This window comes from Leptospira stimsonii, assembly GCF_003545885.1.
Lineage (GTDB): Bacteria > Spirochaetota > Leptospiria > Leptospirales > Leptospiraceae > Leptospira > Leptospira stimsonii.
On record NZ_QHCT01000007.1, the window covers coordinates 85,710 to 103,823 of the forward strand.

General features: G+C 44.6%; 16 protein-coding genes and 1 tRNA gene. 11 read left to right on the forward strand and 6 right to left on the reverse strand.

All coding sequences use genetic code 11. From position 1 onward, the window contains the following. Position 1: 1 nt before the first annotated feature. The 5 genes from DLM75_RS19775 to DLM75_RS19795 all read left to right on the forward strand — a co-directional run bounded on the left by DLM75_RS19775 (position 2) and on the right by DLM75_RS19795 (position 4,523). On the forward strand, positions 2–460 hold the full coding sequence (locus DLM75_RS19775; RefSeq protein WP_118970230.1) for a response regulator: 459 nt from the start codon (positions 2–4) through the stop codon (positions 458–460). After that, entirely contained in the window at positions 453–1,991 is a 1,539-nt protein-coding gene (locus tag DLM75_RS19780; RefSeq protein ID WP_118970231.1) for an ATP-binding protein, read from the forward strand. The genes DLM75_RS19775 and DLM75_RS19780 overlap by 8 nt, the downstream gene beginning before the upstream one ends. Positions 1,992–2,002: 11 nt before the next feature. Continuing rightward, positions 2,003–3,217, forward strand: a complete 1,215-nt coding sequence (locus tag DLM75_RS19785; protein WP_118970232.1) for an EAL domain-containing response regulator — start codon at positions 2,003–2,005, stop codon at positions 3,215–3,217. Between the two features lie 49 nt (positions 3,218–3,266). Further along, positions 3,267–4,043, forward strand: coding sequence for a hypothetical protein (locus DLM75_RS19790; RefSeq protein ID WP_118970233.1), 777 nt, complete (start codon positions 3,267–3,269; stop codon positions 4,041–4,043). Between the two features lie 90 nt (positions 4,044–4,133). After that, positions 4,134–4,523, forward strand: a complete 390-nt coding sequence (locus DLM75_RS19795; protein ID WP_118970327.1) for a MauE/DoxX family redox-associated membrane protein — start codon at positions 4,134–4,136, stop codon at positions 4,521–4,523. Between the two features lie 553 nt (positions 4,524–5,076). Here the strand turns inward: DLM75_RS19795 and DLM75_RS19805 are convergent. Then, a tRNA-Leu gene (locus tag DLM75_RS19805) sits at positions 5,077–5,160 on the reverse strand. Positions 5,161–5,180: 20 nt separating this feature from the next. After that, positions 5,181–5,585 carry a PaaI family thioesterase gene (locus DLM75_RS19810; RefSeq protein WP_000648186.1) on the reverse strand — a complete coding sequence of 135 codons (405 nt, stop codon included), beginning with the start codon at positions 5,583–5,585 and terminating at the stop codon, positions 5,181–5,183. A gap of 129 nt (positions 5,586–5,714) precedes the next feature. On the opposite strand from DLM75_RS19810, the gene DLM75_RS19815 reads away from it, so the two are divergent. Beyond that, the gene (locus DLM75_RS19815) at positions 5,715–7,844 is read left to right on the forward strand and encodes a hypothetical protein (RefSeq protein ID WP_118970235.1); all 2,130 of its coding nucleotides are present in this window, start codon (positions 5,715–5,717) and stop codon (positions 7,842–7,844) included. Positions 7,845–7,857: 13 nt separating this feature from the next. Here DLM75_RS19815 and DLM75_RS19820 read toward each other — a convergent pair whose 3' ends face one another. The 3 genes from DLM75_RS19820 to DLM75_RS19830 are packed head-to-tail and all read right to left on the reverse strand — an operon-like array spanning position 7,858 to position 9,919. After that, the gene (locus tag DLM75_RS19820; RefSeq protein WP_174715098.1) at positions 7,858–8,946 is read right to left on the reverse strand and encodes a DUF5777 family beta-barrel protein; all 1,089 of its coding nucleotides are present in this window, start codon (positions 8,944–8,946) and stop codon (positions 7,858–7,860) included. Next, complete coding sequence (locus DLM75_RS19825) at positions 8,928–9,494, reverse strand: YceI family protein (RefSeq protein WP_429945501.1); 567 nt, start codon at positions 9,492–9,494, stop codon at positions 8,928–8,930. The genes DLM75_RS19820 and DLM75_RS19825 overlap by 19 nt, the downstream gene beginning before the upstream one ends. Then, entirely contained in the window at positions 9,491–9,919 is a 429-nt protein-coding gene (locus DLM75_RS19830) for an LIC11213 family lipoprotein (RefSeq protein ID WP_118970237.1), read from the reverse strand. The genes DLM75_RS19825 and DLM75_RS19830 overlap by 4 nt, the downstream gene beginning before the upstream one ends. A 426-nt stretch (positions 9,920–10,345) precedes the next feature. On the opposite strand from DLM75_RS19830, the gene DLM75_RS19835 reads away from it, so the two are divergent. From DLM75_RS19835 to DLM75_RS19845, 3 genes are all read left to right on the forward strand, one after another. Continuing rightward, on the forward strand, positions 10,346–11,014 hold the full coding sequence (locus DLM75_RS19835) for a transglutaminase-like domain-containing protein (RefSeq protein ID WP_241547993.1): 669 nt from the start codon (positions 10,346–10,348) through the stop codon (positions 11,012–11,014). 306 nt (positions 11,015–11,320) lie between these two features. Beyond that, entirely contained in the window at positions 11,321–13,045 is a 1,725-nt protein-coding gene (locus DLM75_RS19840) for a methyl-accepting chemotaxis protein (protein WP_118970329.1), read from the forward strand. Between the two features lie 147 nt (positions 13,046–13,192). Then, positions 13,193–14,071 carry a heparin lyase I family protein gene (locus DLM75_RS19845; RefSeq protein ID WP_118970239.1) on the forward strand — a complete coding sequence of 293 codons (879 nt, stop codon included), beginning with the start codon at positions 13,193–13,195 and terminating at the stop codon, positions 14,069–14,071. A 283-nt stretch (positions 14,072–14,354) separates the two neighbouring features. Here DLM75_RS19845 and DLM75_RS19855 read toward each other — a convergent pair whose 3' ends face one another. Then, complete coding sequence (locus DLM75_RS19855) at positions 14,355–14,780, reverse strand: DUF1499 domain-containing protein (protein WP_118970241.1); 426 nt, start codon at positions 14,778–14,780, stop codon at positions 14,355–14,357. Between the two features lie 586 nt (positions 14,781–15,366). On the opposite strand from DLM75_RS19855, the gene DLM75_RS19865 reads away from it, so the two are divergent. Together DLM75_RS19865 and sufB are read left to right on the forward strand one after the other, a co-directional pair. Next, the gene (locus DLM75_RS19865) at positions 15,367–15,948 is read left to right on the forward strand and encodes a peroxiredoxin (protein ID WP_118970243.1); all 582 of its coding nucleotides are present in this window, start codon (positions 15,367–15,369) and stop codon (positions 15,946–15,948) included. A gap of 739 nt (positions 15,949–16,687) precedes the next feature. Next, positions 16,688–18,103 carry a Fe-S cluster assembly protein SufB gene (gene sufB, locus DLM75_RS19870; RefSeq protein WP_118970244.1) on the forward strand — a complete coding sequence of 472 codons (1,416 nt, stop codon included), beginning with the start codon at positions 16,688–16,690 and terminating at the stop codon, positions 18,101–18,103. Positions 18,104–18,114: the final 11 nt, after the last annotated feature.

Below are 18,114 nucleotides of genomic sequence, written 5' to 3' on the forward strand. Positions count from 1 at the left end.
TATGAAATTGGAGACAAAAAAACATAGTTCCATTCACATTCTCGTCGCAGAGGACGATCCAGATGATCGTCTTTTGATGACCGAAGGCTTTCGCGAAAACAATTTGATCAATCCCCTTCATTTCGTAAAGGACGGAGAAGAGCTAATCGATTTTCTAAAGAATCAAGGAGAATATTCTGATATTCTAAAGTATCCCCGTCCCGGATTCATTCTGCTGGATCTCAATATGCCGAAGATGGACGGAAGAGAAGTTTTAAAGACGATTAAATCGATGCCCGAATTCAAAAAAATTCCCGTCATTGTTCTTACCACTTCCAGAGAAGAGGAAGATATGTTGCAGACCTACGATTTGGGAGCCAATTCGTTCATCCGAAAGCCGGTGGAATTTAGCGCCTTTATGGAAACGATCCGAGCGCTCGGAGAATATTGGTTGGAAATCGTGGAGCTTCCGGATGTCTGATCGGTTTTCGGATGAGATTCCCATCTTTCTCGTGGAAGACGACGAGGAGGATGCGATTCTTTTCCGAGAATATTTAAACGATATTCCATTTCCTAAATATATCCTAACAAGATACAAGGACGCACACGCGGCTTTAGACGCGTTGCGTTCGAGAGGGCGGTTGGAAAATGAAATATATGTAATCGATCAGTTTCTCGGAGCACAAACAGGGCTCGCGTTGTTAAACGACATCCAAACAATCGTAGGAAACGTTTCTGCGATTTTGGTTTCCGGTCTTTCCAAAGAGGAAATAGAAACGGCCGCAAAAGAATCGGGATTTGCCGGATTTTTGGAAAAAAAATATCTTTCCGCGAGTTCCCTCTCTAAGGAATTTTTAAGGATTCAATTCGGAGGTTCGAGCAAAGTTTCTTCCGCCGAAAAACTTTCTGAAGAAGAACTCCGCGTACTGAGAATGGATACGATCGCTCAGTTCGGAGGAGGAATCGCACACGACTTTAATAATATTCTAAACATCATCATCGCCAATCTGGATCTTTTGGAAATGCAGTCTAAAGAACAACCGGACGTATTGAATCGAATTCGTTCCGCTCAAAACGCGGTGATGAGAGCCGCCGATGTAAATAAGAAACTGCTAAACTTTTCCAGAAAACAATCTCTTCATCAAGAACTGACGAATCCGAACGATTTGATTTCGGATTTCCTAAAAAACCAGTCGGAGACGATTCCGAAAAACGTTCGAGTCCTCTTTGAGTCCGAGGGAAGGGAAGATCGTTGTCTTTTGGATCATTCCGAATTTGTGATTTGCCTTACTCAGCTTTTACAAAATGCGGTGGAAGCTCTGGAAACTAAGGAAGGCGAGATCTTGGTGGAGACGATCCGTGTTGTTTCCGATCCCGGAAATAGAATCTCCGGACTGGAAAATGGAAATTATTTTTTGCTAAAAATCACGGACACGGGGATCGGAATCCGTGAGGAAAACGTGGAAAAGATTTTTGAACCCTTTTATACGACTAAGCCGAAAGGAAAGAGTTCCGGTTTGGGGCTTCCCATGGTCTACGGTTTCGTAAAAAGAAGTAAGGGCCGAATTTTTTTCCAGTCGGAATTGAAAGTGGGGACCGAGTTCTATCTTTATCTTCCGATCATAGAATTGGAATCGGATCCTACATTCAAAGACCAAAATTCTAAAATTCGATCTCAGGAAATCATTTATTTTTGTAAGGACGGTCCGTTTGCGGATTGGATTGTGTATTCCCTCAAAAGCCTCGGTTTTGTTACGCACAAGGTGATCGATTTCGAAAATTTCAATTCTAATTTTCGTAATCTCGAAAGAGCAACGTGTTATCTTTCGGAGACCTGGCAAACACGTTTTTCGGAATGGAGGGACTTTGCCGTAAAAGCGAAGAGAACCAATTCTAAGATAGAAATTAATTATTTTTCAGGCTCGGAAGGTTCGGATGAATTTGAAAATTCTTTTGCTATCCGTTGGCCGATCTCCCGAAAATCTCTTGAGAATCATTTCGACAGAATGTAATTTAGGTATTCATGAATCAATCCGCCCAACCCAATCTCCTGATTCTAGACGACGAGGAAGAAATCGCGGGAATTTTAGGCGATCTCGCAAAACAATGCGGGTTTGACGTTACGATCACTCACGAGGCGGGTCATTTTTTTGAGAAGTTAAATAGTTCTACTCAATATATTATTTTGGATCTGATGATTCCCGGTGTGGACGGTGTCGATGTGTTGCGTATGTTGTCCGGAAAAAAATTGTTTGTTTCCGTGATTCTTATCAGCGGCGCGGACCGGAGAGTTTTGCAGAGCGCGGAGGCTCTTGCGATTCAATACGGTTTAAAAATTGCAGGCGTTTTAGAAAAACCGATTCGGATTCAAGATTATCAGAGATTGCTAACGGGATTGATTTCAGACAAGAAGAATGAAACTTCGACTCTTTCGTCCGTAAGTAAAAGAGCGAACGCAGAGCCTTCCTCCGCGATTTCTCCCAAAGAAATCGAAGAAGCCATTCGTGAAGAACAGTTTATTCTTTTCTATCAACCGAAAATCAACTTTAAAACGGGCGCTATCGCCGGTTTCGAATCGCTGGTTCGTTGGTATCATCCCGTAAGAGGTCTGATCTTTCCGGATTCGTTTATTCCTACGTTAGAATCCTATCCGAGTCTTATGGATGCGATGACGGAGAAGCTGATCCTGCAAGCGTTAGGCCAGTGCTCGATTTGGAATCGGGATTTCCCCGGAATCGCGGTTGCGGTGAATATTTCTCCCGTGAGTTTGAACAAACTGATCTTGCCGGAAACGATCTCCAAGATGATCGAAAGTTTCGGTCTGAAAAACAACCAACTGATCGTAGAAGTAACGGAAACCCAACTCTTGGAGAATATCACATCGACTCTCGACATTCTTACAAGAATTAGAATTCGGGGAATCGGTCTTTCGGTGGATGATTTTGGAATCGGATATTCTTCTTTGAAACAGATTCATCGTTATCCGTTTACTGAGTTGAAGATCGATCGATCTTTTGTAAGCGTCGCTCCTTTCGACAAGGAAGCTCTTTTTATCTGTCAGGCCGCCATCGATCTCGGACACAAACTGGGGATGACAGTTGTCGCAGAAGGAATCGAAACGGAGGAAGTGGGAGAATTGATGAAAAAGGAAGGTTGTGACAAGGGGCAAGGTTACTTTTACAGCAAGCCGATGCCTCCCGACGTTGCTCTTCAATATCTCGCCGCATTCAAATCCTGATTCGTTTTCTAGTTTACTCTAGAAAGTAGAATCCGATTCTTCCGGAAGTATGAAAAACTATCTTCAGGATCCCGACTTTCCGATTTTGATCCGCGCATATCGGGCTTCTCTTATTCAAAGATATTCCCCATCCAATCTAGAACGTTATTCCGATCTTGTAAAAATTCCGAGACCGGTCATCGATACTTTACTTCAATATTTTTTAGAACTTCTTTATCCTGAGTATGAGGGAAGGGTGTTGCTCGACGGCGCCTTTCATTCACTGTCCGGTTTCGTTCACAGTCCTTCGAAGGTTTTCGGTCTGATCGGCTCCTTAGGCTCTGCCGCCTTTAGTTTTGGGAGACATCTCGGTGCGGCCTTTAAGACCGGTTTTGCCGCTCTGCATTCGTATCTCACCGCGAGACATTTTGAATCTTTGATGTTTGAGTTTACGAAAGAAGAATTGAAAAAGGGAAATCATCCGGAGGACCCGGTTGTCTTTGATAGAATCATCGCCCAGGTTCCGAAGAAGGAAGCCGATCAATTCAGAGACGATCTCGTGAAGTTATTCGCTACTCTTGCCAACAAAGAACTTCTGCAAAAGATCGTAACGATGATGAAGGCGATCGTTCTTAAGATGGAACAAAAGTCAAAGACATACACGAAACAAGAAGTGGAAGGAATTCGCCTCGGCCTTTCTATATTAGAAAAAGGTGAAGAACTTTTCCTAAGCCTTTCCGACGAAGAGATGAAGATGATTTTGACCGCGATTGAACGAATCGAATCGGATTTTTTTGAGGATGCGCTTCGAAGGAACGGTAAGCTCGAAACGAGAGGAAGGCTTTGAGTTTTTCGTTTCAATTATAAATTCTTTGAAAATGCCTTGCGGGTCGTGGACAAAGCGGTTAGAATCGTTCCCTTCCAGGGAGGAACGTTTATGAAAAAAATTTTGGATTGGACGCTAAGAATCGTCGCGGTCGTCATTTTGATTCCCGCCTTTTACTTTAAACTTTCGGGAGCAGAACGTTCGATCGCCACTTTCTCCGCGTTGGACGCTGAACCTTTCGGTCGTTATGCGGTCGGCTTTGCAGAATTGGCGACCGTTCTTTTGTTTCTCATTCCTCGGACGAGCTGGTTGGGTGCGATGTTAGGCGCCGTGATCATGATCGGCGCGATCGGTTCTCATATTTCCGTGTTGGGTTTCGAAGGTGGGACAGGCGTTTCCTTTGTTTTGGCGCTGGTCGTCCTTGGTTGTTGCCTTGCTGAAATTTATACAAGTAAGGACCGAAATCCGATCTTTACGAAAATTTTTGCAAACCAAGATTGAGCTCTTTGTAATTTTGGAAAGCGCACTTTTTTAGAACGTGTGAGTTCCTACTTTTTCTTTTCAGAGGATCACTCGTTTTCTGATTGGTTCTGTGATTCTGCTTCTTGAGGAGTTCCCGCACCATTTTGTCGGTAAAACAAGTCTCGAAGCTGACTAAGGCGGGTATCTCAATTTTGAACGTGTGAGTTCCTACTTTTTCACCTTTTACGTTTCGGCTTCGATGTTTTTCCGCGGTAGGGATCGAAGCGGGGTCAAGTGACCTCACTTGACCGTAGCTGAGAGCCCGGTCCTGCAAACTCTGCGAATCACGGTTTCTATTATGAAACAGCAGGAACCGCCCCGAATGGTTTGGTGAAATCATACCCGATAGAACCGAATCTTAGGCTAACGGGCGGGTTCTAAATTTGGCGATGAACGCGACTGGAACCGACACAGAGTTGTCCACGTAGATTTTGAAAGGAAAGTTAAATCTTAAAATTTGGCGATGAACGCGAATGGAACCGACACAGAGTTGCTCACGTAGATTTTGAAAGGAAAGTTAAATCTTAAAATTTGCCGATGGTCGGACTCGAACCGACACAGAGTTGCCTCCGGTGGATTTTGAATCCACTGCGTCTACCAGTTTCACCACATCGGCGGTTTGATTGCAAAGAGAGATCAGTCGTCTACTTCGATGTATTTGCCTTTTCCACGAGCTACAATCTTTCCGATCTCGTTTTCGATTTCAGCTCTATTCTCAATCACTTTCTTGTTCTTCTTTACAAACCATCCGCGAAGATGGAGAGGTTGATTGACAAATGCAGGCTGTAGAAAACGAATCGTGAGTTCGCCAGTGGTTGTTTTGAAATTCATGGCTTCATTAATTTTCACCATGATTTCGTCTAAGATCGTAGATATAATTCCTGGGTGGATTACATCAGGCTGACCTTGAAACTTTTCCGGACAAGTGAAGTCACCGTAAGCGGATTGCGTATCTTCATCAAAGGTGATTTTCAATTGAAGTCCGTCCGGATTGTCTGGACTGGATCCAAAACTTAAGTTTGCCCGAACCGAAGCTTTCATAAGTCAGAAATATACTATACATCCATGACGTCAATTACAAAAAGAAGGCCGAACGGGTTCAAGAACGGTACCCCGTTCTGTCGATTTTAAGAACAGTAGCTTCTCGCAATGACAACACTCCTCTTATTCATGTTAGGTCTCCTCTCTGCGGGGGCAGGCGCGTACACTCTCTTTCGAGACAAACCTCCTTCCAAAGAAGGGGATTCCGGCTCTGGGAAATCTTCTTCGGGGGCAGGTGGGCCTGGCGGTGGGACTAACGTTCGAGGGGATCGAGGAAAAGAAATTCCTGTTTCTCCTCCTGGAGTTCCGACTCCTCCGTCTTCCGCAGGCGGTCCTCCGAGTTCCGGTGTGGGGGCTCCTTCTCCTTCCGGATCCGGTCTTGGCTCCGAAGACGCAAAGAGACACAAAGAAGAATTTCCCGGTCTCCGCAAAAAACCGAAATTAGATCTAAAGAATAAAGTCGACGATATCATTCGCAACAATTCTAAATTCGCGAATCACCGACGTCCCCTCATCAATGCCGAAGCTCTCGTTGATAAGGAAAGTTACAACGGTGCATTAGAAATTTATAAAAGAACCAAGGGTCGGGTCCCGGACGAGGAGATTCAGGGGAAGATTCAGGAGAATATCGATCAGATCGAAAATCACCTGGAGAGCGACGAAGAAGAAGTCTATCGCCCTGAAAATTACGAAGGACCTCCGATTCCTCTCGGGGATCTGGTTCGTGCAATCAAGGATATCAGCGAATCGTTAGGCGACACGATTTCCAAGGGTTTTGGAAATCCGATTTCCCTTCCACTTTCTCCCTTGGATCCCGGCGCGATTCCCGGTCCTCCGACTCTTCCCGGAAATTTCACCCCCGGACCGGTTTCTTATCATATCTTTAGTCCTGGCCCTCCTCTTCCTCCGGGAAGTATTCCCCCTCCGGGTCCCGGAACCTCCGGCGCTGGCCCGGGAGCTCCGACCAGCTTTCTTCCTTCTTTTCCGGGAGCGGGTGGAGGGGGAGCTTCCGGTGGCGGTGGCAGTCCTTCTGGAGGGGACAGCGGTGGCGGTTTTCCTGGCGAAGTCGGAACTCCGGGCGGAGGAGCGGACGGATTCCCCGGAGGAGGTTTGTCTCCCGGAAGTGGATCGGGAGGTTTTCCGGGAGCTGGATCTTCTCCGGGCGGAGAATCAAGAGGCGGCGCTCCACCAAGTCCTGGAGAACATCTGGATCCGAACGCGATGGATCTCCCCGAGGATACTTTTTTTTCGGAAGAATGGGAGAAGTTCAAAGACCTTCCTCTCGTGGATCGAAGAACGGGAGAAAGTCGGAGATCCGGAGGGGATCGAAGAGGACAGGATCCAAACCGAAAAGATCGTCGAGACGGAGATGATCGAAGAAAAGAAGATCTCTTCAAACTGAGAGACGAATATCTCAAACAAAAAGAAGAACAGAAAAAAAGAGAAAGAGAAGAATCTCCCCAACAGGACAGAGTCCCGGAACCTGCGGACTTTGATTGGCCGGACACTCCGGTTCGGGACGATCTTCCTCCATTCTTAGCTCCGATCGTTCCAAAGATCGACCTTGTTCCGATCCGACTTCCCGATCCGACGGACAAAACCGTTCGTCCGGAAGAAGAACCGCCCAAGGCCGCTCCAGCGCCTTCGCCGATGGGGGAATTGAAATTCGATTCTCTCCCGGCTCCTTCCGAAGCTCTCGAGAAAGAAGTCAAACCATTAGAACTTCCTAAAATAGGTCTTCCTGATCCGGAATATCAAAAAACGACGGAATCGACTCCGGAGATTCCACATCTCGCGCCGGCGCCTCCTCCCGGAGCGGAAGAACCGCCTGAAATCGAAGTATTGGAAGGCGGGCTTCAACCTTTCGACGAACAGGAAGAAGAAGGGGAAGAAGGTGGAGGAGAATCGGGAGGTTCAAAAGACGAAGAACCTCGGATGATTCACGGGATTCTCGAGCTCAAACCTCCGGAAGTAGACGACGCCCCATTTCTAACGCTTACATACGACTTCGGAAAAATTCCTCATGCGTTCAAACTCTCCAAGAATTACAGTATTATGGAATACTCATACTATAAATACAAGCCGATGCTTGTAAAGGCACAGGAGTTTGCGAGAAGGAAGATGTTGAAGAACGCACTCAACTACTATCGAGTGATCAAATCCCAGAACATTCCTCCCGAACTCAGGAAGATGATCAACAGAAACATCAAAGATATCACCGAATTTATGGAAAAATATCTTATGGCGAAGGGTGGTTGATCGTCTTCATCTTTTAGTTCGTTTTTTCACTCGCCGGTTTTTCGGAACTCTCCAAAGAAAAATAACGATGGATGTTAAAACCGATCGTCCATTCTTTTTTATCGTAGTTGTAGTCCGCGCCTCTGAGGAGTTGTGTGTGGGCGATTGCTCGACTGTTCGTCACAAAAAACTGAAACACGTGACCTCCCGTCTCGAAGTCCACTCCGAAACTCAAAGGAACCGAAGTGTATTCAACGGGTTTGGAAAGAAGAATATTGTTTACGGCCGCGTCGATCGTCTTTCCTCTCGCGATGAGATCGTTTACTTCGGAAGTGGAATATTCCACTCCGCCGATCTTTGTTTTTCTATCCTCGGTCGCATAAGAATCGCCGACATAGTCTCGTTTCGGAGTGAGAATCGTAGCGAACGTAAAGTCCACTCTTTTGAAAAGATGAAGTCGGAACGAGATATCCAAACCGGTTCGATCGTTCGAAAGATGATCCTTCACATAGTTTCTATGAACAAACATCGGAGAAAGTTGAATCGAAAGAATATCGTTGAAACGTTTCGAGATCAAAAAGGAAGCGAGGGTGCTCTGACGATCCTTATAACTCAGTTCATACGTGTTCAATTGTTTTTCTAAGTTTGAATCGAAGGTTGGAATTCCCGTCGAAGGACGAAGATACGGACCGAAGAATTGTGTCTGTTCCGAAGTCTCTTGTCCGAAAACTCCGAAAAAACTGACGGTGACAGGGAAGCTCGAATCTTGAGTCAAAAGGCGCACCTTAGATCTTGCTTCATACGTTTTTTGAAACGAGGTTCTCGCAAATCCTACTGTGATTCGATCCGTAAGTCCGTAATCCAAGGAAAGTTGCGTATTCGCTCCGTTGTCCAAACCTAAAAAATCATAGGAAGTCGACTTTGCGTTTCCAAATCGGTGATTGAAACGAAAGTCGAGACCGTTTTTTCCCACGTCTTCCGTGCTCGGCATATGGATCAAACTGCTTCCTAAGAATGCGGATTTTCTTTGCTCTTGGGAAAATACCGGAGAAACGAACGTTAGGAGGAAGAGAACGGAGATACTAAAATAAAATATACGGTGATTCATTCTTTGTTCTGCCATAGGATGCTGGTTTCGATTCTGATTTTTTCATTGAGTTTCAAAATAACTAATTTAGGAATTTCGATTTTAAAATCGGTAAGAAGAATTTCGAAATTGGATCGAATCAAAAAATCGTTTTCTTTTTCTTCGATCGTTCCCTGAATCTTCACGTTTTTCTTCGTGATTCCGTGAAGTCCTAGCTCCCCTTCGATTTCCACGACTTTGTTCTTCAGATCCCATTTTGTGATGACACCCGCGAAAGAAGCGATCGGATGTTTTTCTGTTTCGAGATAATTCTCGTGCATGTGATTGTTCATCATTCGGTTCGGAACTTTTAAACCGTTCAGATCCACTCGAATCACGACCTTCTTCGTTTCTAGGTTTGCGGAACCCTCCGCTTTCGAAACCGTTCCTCGAATCGTTTCTTGAGGAGCTTCGCTCAAAAACTGGATGTTCGCCTCTTTTACGACCAGCTCCTTCTGTTTTTTTTCGGACAGAAGACCGGTCGTAAGGATCGCAAACGCGATCCCAAAAAGAAACGGAAACTTTTTCGCATGAGAGAGAATCAAGGATTTGCTCCCTTGAGAGTCCAGCAATAGACCGCTTTGTTGATCGCATTGTTGTTGTAGATTCTCATACTTCCGGAGTTGATCTTAATGAAGAGCAAACTTCCTTTCGGATTTCCTACCGTAACTCGGTTTCTCACGCTGTTAAACGAAGTGATGTCCAAACCGGCATTCGCATTGCCCGCGTTATGACAAGAAGAACATGTCGCAGTGGTTCCCGCTTGTCCGAGTGTGGAGAAAGCCGGCGCTGGATCCGTACAGTCCGCATCCGTGATATCTGTCAGAGGCGAACTCGAACCCAAAAGAAAAGCAAGGGTTTTTAAGGAATCTTCCTTATCCGAACTCTTTGTATTTTCGCAATTCCAAAAAACGGAAGAAATACAAAGTAAGACAAGACCGACTCGAACGTGATTGCGAATTTGATTCATAAAATTCTCCTTTGATAACCTTGCGAACCTTTCGCAAGGAGTTTTGATTTTCGTTTCCAAATTTGCGTAAAGGGTCCTTCACAAAAAATCAAAAACGAAGAAACGTCCTTGTTTGGAACCAACTCCATATAATCAGGAAGTTATACGATTGTTTGTGGAAAAGAATTCTTTCTTTTCCTGCCAATGTCGATCATCTGACAAAGTATCGAACGCTCTTCTTTGTAATTCACTGATTCAAATTGTTCCAAGTATGTTACAGTGAATGTTTGAATGGAATCCGCTATGAAAAAGAATTCTTATCGAACGGAATTTCTCCGGTCTACCTAAAAAAAACTTCTGGGAGACGGATCTCGTTTTTTTAGTTCGATTCCCGGTGGACGCAACCTTTGCAAAACAAAAGATGGGATGAAACTCTCAAAGTTTGGAATGAAAACGATGAAACCCTTGGATTCTTATCTCACTTCTACTTATTTTTTCGATTACAATTCTTCTTCCGTTCAAAAGTTTATAGAAGGATGTACGAATCCCCAAGATTCTCCTTTGGAAAAGCTCAAAGGATTCTATTTGGGAGTAAGGGATCAAATTCGTTACAATCCGTATGTCGTTACCGATTCGAAAGAATCCTATCGCGCGAGTGAAATCGCGGAAAGTAAGCAGAACTATTGTATTCCAAAATCCCTTCTCTTCGCGGCCGGTGCTCGCGCTTTGGGATTCCCTTCTAAGATCGGATTTGCGGACGTCGTCAATCATCTCGCAAGCGAACGTCTGATTCAAGTTTTGGGAACGACTACGTTTGCGTTTCACGGATATGCAGAAATTCTAATAGATGGAAATTGGATCAAGGCGACACCCGTATTCGATAAGGATCTTTGTAGAAAGTTCGGAGTGGAACCTCTCGATTTCGACGGAACCAAGGACAATGTCTTTCATTCCTTTGACGGGAAAGGTAAAAAGTTTATGGAATACGTTCATCAGAGGGGAGTTTTCGACGACTTTCCGTTTGAATTTGTGATCCAAGGTTTAAAGGACTTTTATCCGGACGTTTTCGGCAAACGTTTGCAAGGCGATCTTCGAAAGGAAAAACCAGTCGTCTGATTTGAATCCTTCTTTTCAACGAAGTTGAAATCTCTTTCCGAATCACATCTTTAGTTTCTTTGGAAAAACATGAGTTCTCCGTCGTTTTGATACGTTTCGGAGACGTTCCCTTGTTTCTCTTTGTCTGAAAAAAACGTTTCGTTTCAAAGGCGCCACTTCGGATTAACACGTTCCATTCGTTCAAACCTTCGATTCCGAAACGACCAACCGCTTCAGTTTATAATCTCGTATGGGGAGCGGTGAAAAGGGCAGTGAAAACACTTGACTCATCCCTTAAGTCATATTAAGATTAGCGCCCTTAAACTTATGAAAACGATTTATAGAAAGATACAGAGGTTGGGAATTCGGAAAAAATTAATGCTCCTCTTTGGATCGGTTTTGATTCCGATCGCGATTTTGGTCGGACTCGCGTTACTCAATACAAAGGATAGAATCAAGGACATAGAAACGATCTATGAGGATCGAGTCATTCCCCTCAAACAACTCAAAAAAATTTCCGATCTCTACGCGATTCATATCGTGGACTGTGTTCACAAAGTTAGAAGTGGCGCATTTACTCCGGAGGAAGGAGTGGTGAATTTGGATAAGGCCAGTTCCGGAATCCAAAAAGAATGGAGCGCATACAATTCCACGTTTCTCGTTTCGGAAGAGATAGAGATCATTCAAGAATTGAATCCTCTTTTCTCTACATCCAACGTGGCGGTGGAAGAAGCTCGTGCTTTGATGCTTGCAAAGGATTTTGTCGGCCTTGGGGATTTTGCGGAACGTCGATTGTATGAAAAGATCGATCCCGTGACCGAGAAAATCGAGGAATTGATCCAGGTTCAATTGAAGATCACGGATAAGATTTATAGCGAAGCCGAAAAAGAATTCGCGTTTAGCTGGATCGTGTTTATTTTTCTTTCCGGTATAACCTTGACTTATATCCTTTTCATCGCGGTCGTGTATTCGATTCAACTCGTCAAAGGTTTGAATTCGCTGAGCCGCGCGATCCAAGAGGCGGATTTTTCGCATCCGGTAGAAGTACTAGAGGATTCCGAAAAGAAGGACGAACTATACTTGTTGCTCATCGCCTTTCGTCTTTTTCAGATTAAGGTCAAGGAAATGTTGGATACGATCCTAAACTTTTCGGAAAGTATCGTCGCTTCTTCGGAACAACTTTCACAAGCCGCCGATCATCTTTCTTCCAATGCACAATCTGAATCCGCTTCCGTAGAGCAAATCTCCGCCTCGGTGGAAGAGATCAGTTCCGGTATGGAATACGTAAACGAAAACGCGGAATCCCAATACTCGTTGATTTCTTCGTTTAACGGTGAAATGCGAGAACTCGAAGGGATGATCAACAAAGTCGGAGAAGCGGTTAAGAATTCTTTGAATAAGATCTCGGAGATGTATCTGAAAACCGATTCCGGTAAGAAAACGATGGGGGATCTGACCGATACGATGGAAAAGATCGAAAATAGTTCCGTCGAAATGCAATCCATCACTGCGATCATCAAGGAAATTTCCGAAAAGGTGAATTTGCTCGCTTTGAACGCGGCGATCGAAGCGGCGAGGGCGGGCGAACACGGAAGAGGTTTTGCCGTTGTCGCGAGTGAAATTACAAGACTCGCGGAACAAACGGATTCGAGCGCGATGACAATCGAAGAATTGATCAAGGCGAGTAACGCAGAGATCGAAACAGGAAGAAACATCGTCGAGAATTCCGTGCTGGTTTATGCGGAAATTTTGAACGGACTCGAACACTTAAAAGAATCCTCCAATCAAATCGTCGCTACGATGGAACTTCAACAAGGAAAGAAGGAGAAGATTCGTTTTGGAGTGGATCAGGTGGACGCGAAATCCGAGGAGATTCGAAACTCCGTAAAGGAACAAAAGGTTGCGATCGCAGAGACGGCAAACGCGGTTTCCAATATCGCCATCACCGTACAAAATAGCGCCGCCAATTCCGAACAGATCGCGGGAAGTGCGGTGAGTCTTTTGCAGATTGCAAAAAATTTACAGGAAACGATGCGCTTTTTGAAAGGATGAGTTTGTTTTTTGAGTCTTTTCTTCCGAGAAAGAAATTTCCAAATCGAGAGAATCCGAGGTCGGTCCCTTGTTTTATATTCATAGATCGTACTGCGCTACGGAAGAGGTTTCGGATTCTTTCTGTAGTCTTTTTTTGGAAGAAGTTGGATGCAAATCGTGAGAAAACTGAATCTCAATAAGAAAAATAGAATTCGTATTTCTGTTTTTATCAGTATTCTTGTTTTAAACTTTTGTAATCAGAACGAAGAAGATTCTAAATTACAAGACCTTCTTCTTTTGGGCGTTGCTTACAACCAGTCCCAGTGCGGAGCGGACGCGAACCTTTCCCGTAAACAGGCCAATCGAACTTTTTTTACTTCGTTCGAATCGGTGAGCGATTTTTCGAATTTTTATATCGTTCCTCAAAATTATCAGGGAAGCGCTTCCCATGATCTTTCTTCGGAGCAGGTGTTTAGCGGAGCAAAATCGCATAAGGGTTGGATTTATTCGGCTTACAATCCTACGAATCCATGGATCAACAACAATCACAGAGGATATCCAACGATTCAACTTCACAAAACTTCCGGCGGGAGTTTTGTGACTCCGGTTTTGATTACGTTCCAAGTTTGGCTCGACATGAATCTAAAACAGACGTCCCCCGAAAACGAATGGTTCAGTTTTGCGACGATCGCGGACGATGCTTCCGATGCTTGGAACAGCCCGGTTCTCGTAAACTTAAGCTACGACGGTTTTGTTCATCTGATGCACGTTCCTTCCATGGGTCAGAAGATCACTTCTTTTCAAACGACTTCACTTTCCTATCCGAAGTCTCAATGGGTTCAGATCAAAGTTTTTTTGGATTTTCAGAATCCGGAAGGGGTGGTCAAAGTCTGGCAGAACGGAACTCTTGTCTCGCAAGCAAAAGTCTATTGTAGAAAAAAGACGATCGCACAACTCCATTTCGGCCTCTACGCTCCTCCGACAGTGTCTTCGGGTTCCGTCTACAACGACGATCTTAAAATCGAAGAGATCGACGGAACTCTTTGAGCCTTTCTCTTTTTGGAAAAGATAAGAATCTTCACAATTTGATTTCAGAACGGACTGGAAGTCCGTTTGCAACGTTTTTTTACCGCGATTCCTTTGTCGGAAGAATGAACCCGCGAGAGGGATCGAAGCGGAAATCCTGCGATGCGCTTTCGTCTTCGAAAAGCGCTTCGCAGATTGAAGCGAAGAGCCCGGTCCTGCCGTTTTTTTTGTCGAAGATATGTTTTTCGGAATTGTCCGGCGGGACTCGCCCGGAAAATTCAAAAAAAAGAATATTCTAAAAATATCATTCCCATCCGAGTTCTTCCCGGAGGTTGTTGAGCCTTCTTCGGTTTGCGAGAAAGTCGAAAAGCCCGAGTATGGATTCGGAACGAATCTGAACGGTTTTTGTTTTTTCTTCGAAGAGAAATTCCACGGTATCGGGGAAGTGAAAGACTCTCGTATAAAATCGTGTCTTGATATAATTTCCGTTCACTTCCAAGACGCTCACTCGATCCGCGTCTTCCAATTTTTGTTTTAACTTTTGAAACGCTTCTTCTTTCTCTTCGGTGTAATGAAACGGATCGATATGGTGGATCGGATTGTAAGTCGAACTCTGGCTGGAAACACAATTCGGTCGAGGGGAACAATAGTTGAGTTCGTCTTCATAGACTCCGGTTCGAGGTCCGACTAGAGAAGTGCAACAGAGGAGAATTAAGAGGGCTGTTTCCATTTGTCTATTGGACTCACGCGCTCCTTCCCTTTGCGAGGTATTTTTAGTTTATCCTTCTTTAAAGTATGAGTTCCTACTTTTCATTGTTCCTTGAGTAGAAGTTTCTGGGAACTTTCCACTTTCCAGTCAGGTTTTGTCTTTTTTTCCATGCATTCTATCCGGGCATTTTCCTTTGGAAAGTGGGGACTCACACAGTTCCGGCGAGCTTTCGCTTGGGGTTTTCGTTTTTACAAAGTTCGAGGACGAGGTTGGGTTCCGACCTTCTTCTTGGTTTGAGAGAAAGGCATTTATAGAAAGAAAAGTGGGGGAGTTCCCACGTTTTCTTCACGAGAAGGACGGAAACTTCGATCCTTCTCTAGATTGCAGTGTGATTCTTCGTAAATTCTTCGTAGCGTTTTCGTTTTTCTCCGGGGCTTACTCTTCGGTAATGGCAAACGGAAAAGAGAAAGTGTCCGGAGTTCCGTCCAAAATTTTTTAGAATTAAAAAAAAATTAGAATCATTCTAAAAAATATTTGCTTCCGAGAGGTGGAAGGATAGGATGGGAGGGTCTAAAGTTTCAAAACAAATTCACAAAGGAGAAACAAAATGCCTCAGGTTACATCCCTAGCGCCGGATTTTAAAGCAGAAGCTGTTCTTGGAAAAGAAATCAAGGAAATCAAACTTTCCGATTACAAAGGAAAATGGGTAGTTCTATTCTTCTATCCTCTCGACTTCACTTTCGTTTGCCCGACTGAGATCATAGAATACGATAACCAACTCGCTGAATTCAAAAAGCTCGGAGCGGAAGTGCTCGGTGTTTCCGTGGATTCCGCGTTCACTCACTTGGCTTGGAAGAATACTCCGAAAAAAGAAGGTGGAATCGGCGATATCAAGTATCCTCTCATCGCTGATCTTACAAAGTCCATTTCCAGAGACTACAACGTTCTCACGGAAGGTGGTGTCGCTCTGAGAGGAACGTTCATCATCGATCCTGCCGGAGTGATTCGTCAGGCAACGATCAACGATCTTCCCGTGGGACGTAATATCGACGAAGCGATTCGTCTGATTAAGGCATTCCAATTCGTTGAAAAACACGGTGAAGTATGTCCTGCGAACTGGGACGAAGGTAAAAAAACGATGGTTGCGGATCCTCAAAAATCCAAAGACTATTTCTCTGCAGTGAACTGATTTTTTCCTGTCCGCAGGCGTTTGCCTGCGGATGATGGTTCTTAAGTGATCGAAAACACGGATTTGCGATAAGAACCCGGATCTTCATTCCTTTTACGTTTTATTTGGAAGAATCCTTCAAGAATTTCGGACCTCATCCGGAAAAACTGCCTTGAAAATCGAATTCCTTCTTCCGATGAAAGAATCCACTCTGAATCGTCCCTCTCTTCGAGTTTTCAATCCTATGTTTTGTAAGTCGGGGTTCTTGCTGGTCTTCTTAGATTTTGAAAGAATCAAAAAAAAACGCTCAGAGACAAAAACTTTTCTTCCTCACATTGTGTGGAAGTGACCGGAATCGTCCAGAGGCGGGCGAATATTGTAGGAGTTCCCACAAAATAAGGGAAAGTTTATGATTGCAAAAGGATGATTTTGTGATAGAGAAAATTCTCCGGAAACTCCCACCGCCCACCCCACCACCCAAGATCAGGGTGGGGCCAGCGAAGTTTCTCGAGTGAGCGTCGTTGTTCCGACTGATTATCAAAGAGAATTTTTAGTTTCCGTAGATGGGCATCCTTTCTGGCTCAACGGATTTCTCGAGAACTTGAGCGATCGGTGTTTCCGGTCGCAAAAGAACTCAGTGGATTGCTCCCTATGGGTCGCAAAAGAACTCAGTGGATTGCTCCCTATGGGTCGCAAAAGAACTCAGCGGATTGCTCCCTATGGGTCGCAATCCATGTCTAACTTTTTGGAGGCAATAAAGATGGAACAAGTCCTGGAAAAGGAAGCCAATCAAGAGGATCGGTTTTATCGCGCCGATAACTTCCCTAAGGGTCTTACCCGAAAGGTTGTAGAATCCATTTCGAATATCAAAAACGAGCCTTCCTGGCTTACGGAATTTCGCCTCAAAGCCTTTGAAATCTACGAACAAAAACCGATGCCGAATTGGGGTTTCTTTCCCAACTTCAACGTAGACATCGATTCTTATACTCATTATATCGGATCCAACCAGAAGAAGAAAAAATCTTGGGACGAAGTGGATCCGGAAGTTCTAAAATCATTCGAACGACTGGGGATTCCGGAACACGAACGAAAGTATCTCGCCGGCATCGAAGCGATGAACGATTCCGAAACCGTCTATGCAAACGTGAAGAAAGAATTGACCGATCTTGGAATTCTTTTCTGCGATATTGATACCGCGATCCGAGAATATCCCGATATCGTTCGGAAGTATTTGGGAACCGTCGTGAGCGTCGGTGATAACAAATTCTCCGCCCTCAACAGTTGTGTTTTTTCCGGAGGATCCTTTGCTTACGTTCCAAAAGGAGTAAAAACTCCGATGCCTCTTCAAGCCTATTTCAAAGTGACCGCCGCTTCTTCCGGGCAATACGAACGAACATTACTGATTGCTGATGAAGGCGCAGAGATAGAATATTCCGAAGGATGTTCTTCGGTTCAAGACAAGGGGACCAACTTTCACACTGCGGTTGTCGAACTCGTAGCCCACAAAAACGCAAAGATCTTCTATACGACGATCCAGAATTGGAAGAAGAATATGTACAATTGGACCGTCAAACGCGGGTTATGCCATGAAAGAGGGCATATCACCTGGACCGACGTGAACATCGGTGCAAACACAGTGAAATATCCGGGAATCGTTCTTCAAGGAGATCATTCTACAGGCGATATTCTTTCTCTCGCTTTTGCCGGAGGCGGACAGATCCAAGACACGGGCGCGAGAATCATCCACGTCGGAAAAAATACAAGAAGCAATATATTAGCAAAAGGTGTTTCTCTCGACGGAGGAATCAATTCCTATCGAGGACTCGTAAAGTTCACCACGGGTTCGGAGAATTCTTACTCTCACGTAAAATGCGACGGTTTGATGATGGACAATCGTTCCCAATCGCACGCTTATCCCTACAACGACGTTTCCGGTCAGAACGGGACCTTGAACTACGAAGCGACCGTTTCCAGGATCGACGAAGACCAGCTCTTCTATCTTCAATCCCGCGGTTTGTCCGAAGACGACGCAAAACTACTCATCATCAACGGATTCTGCGAAGGTGTTACCAAACATCTCAACGTAGAATATTCAGTGGAAATGACAAGATTGATTCGAATGATTCTCGAAGACGGTCACGTAATCCAGGAGAACAACGAGTCCGTAGTAACCTAATCAAATTCGGC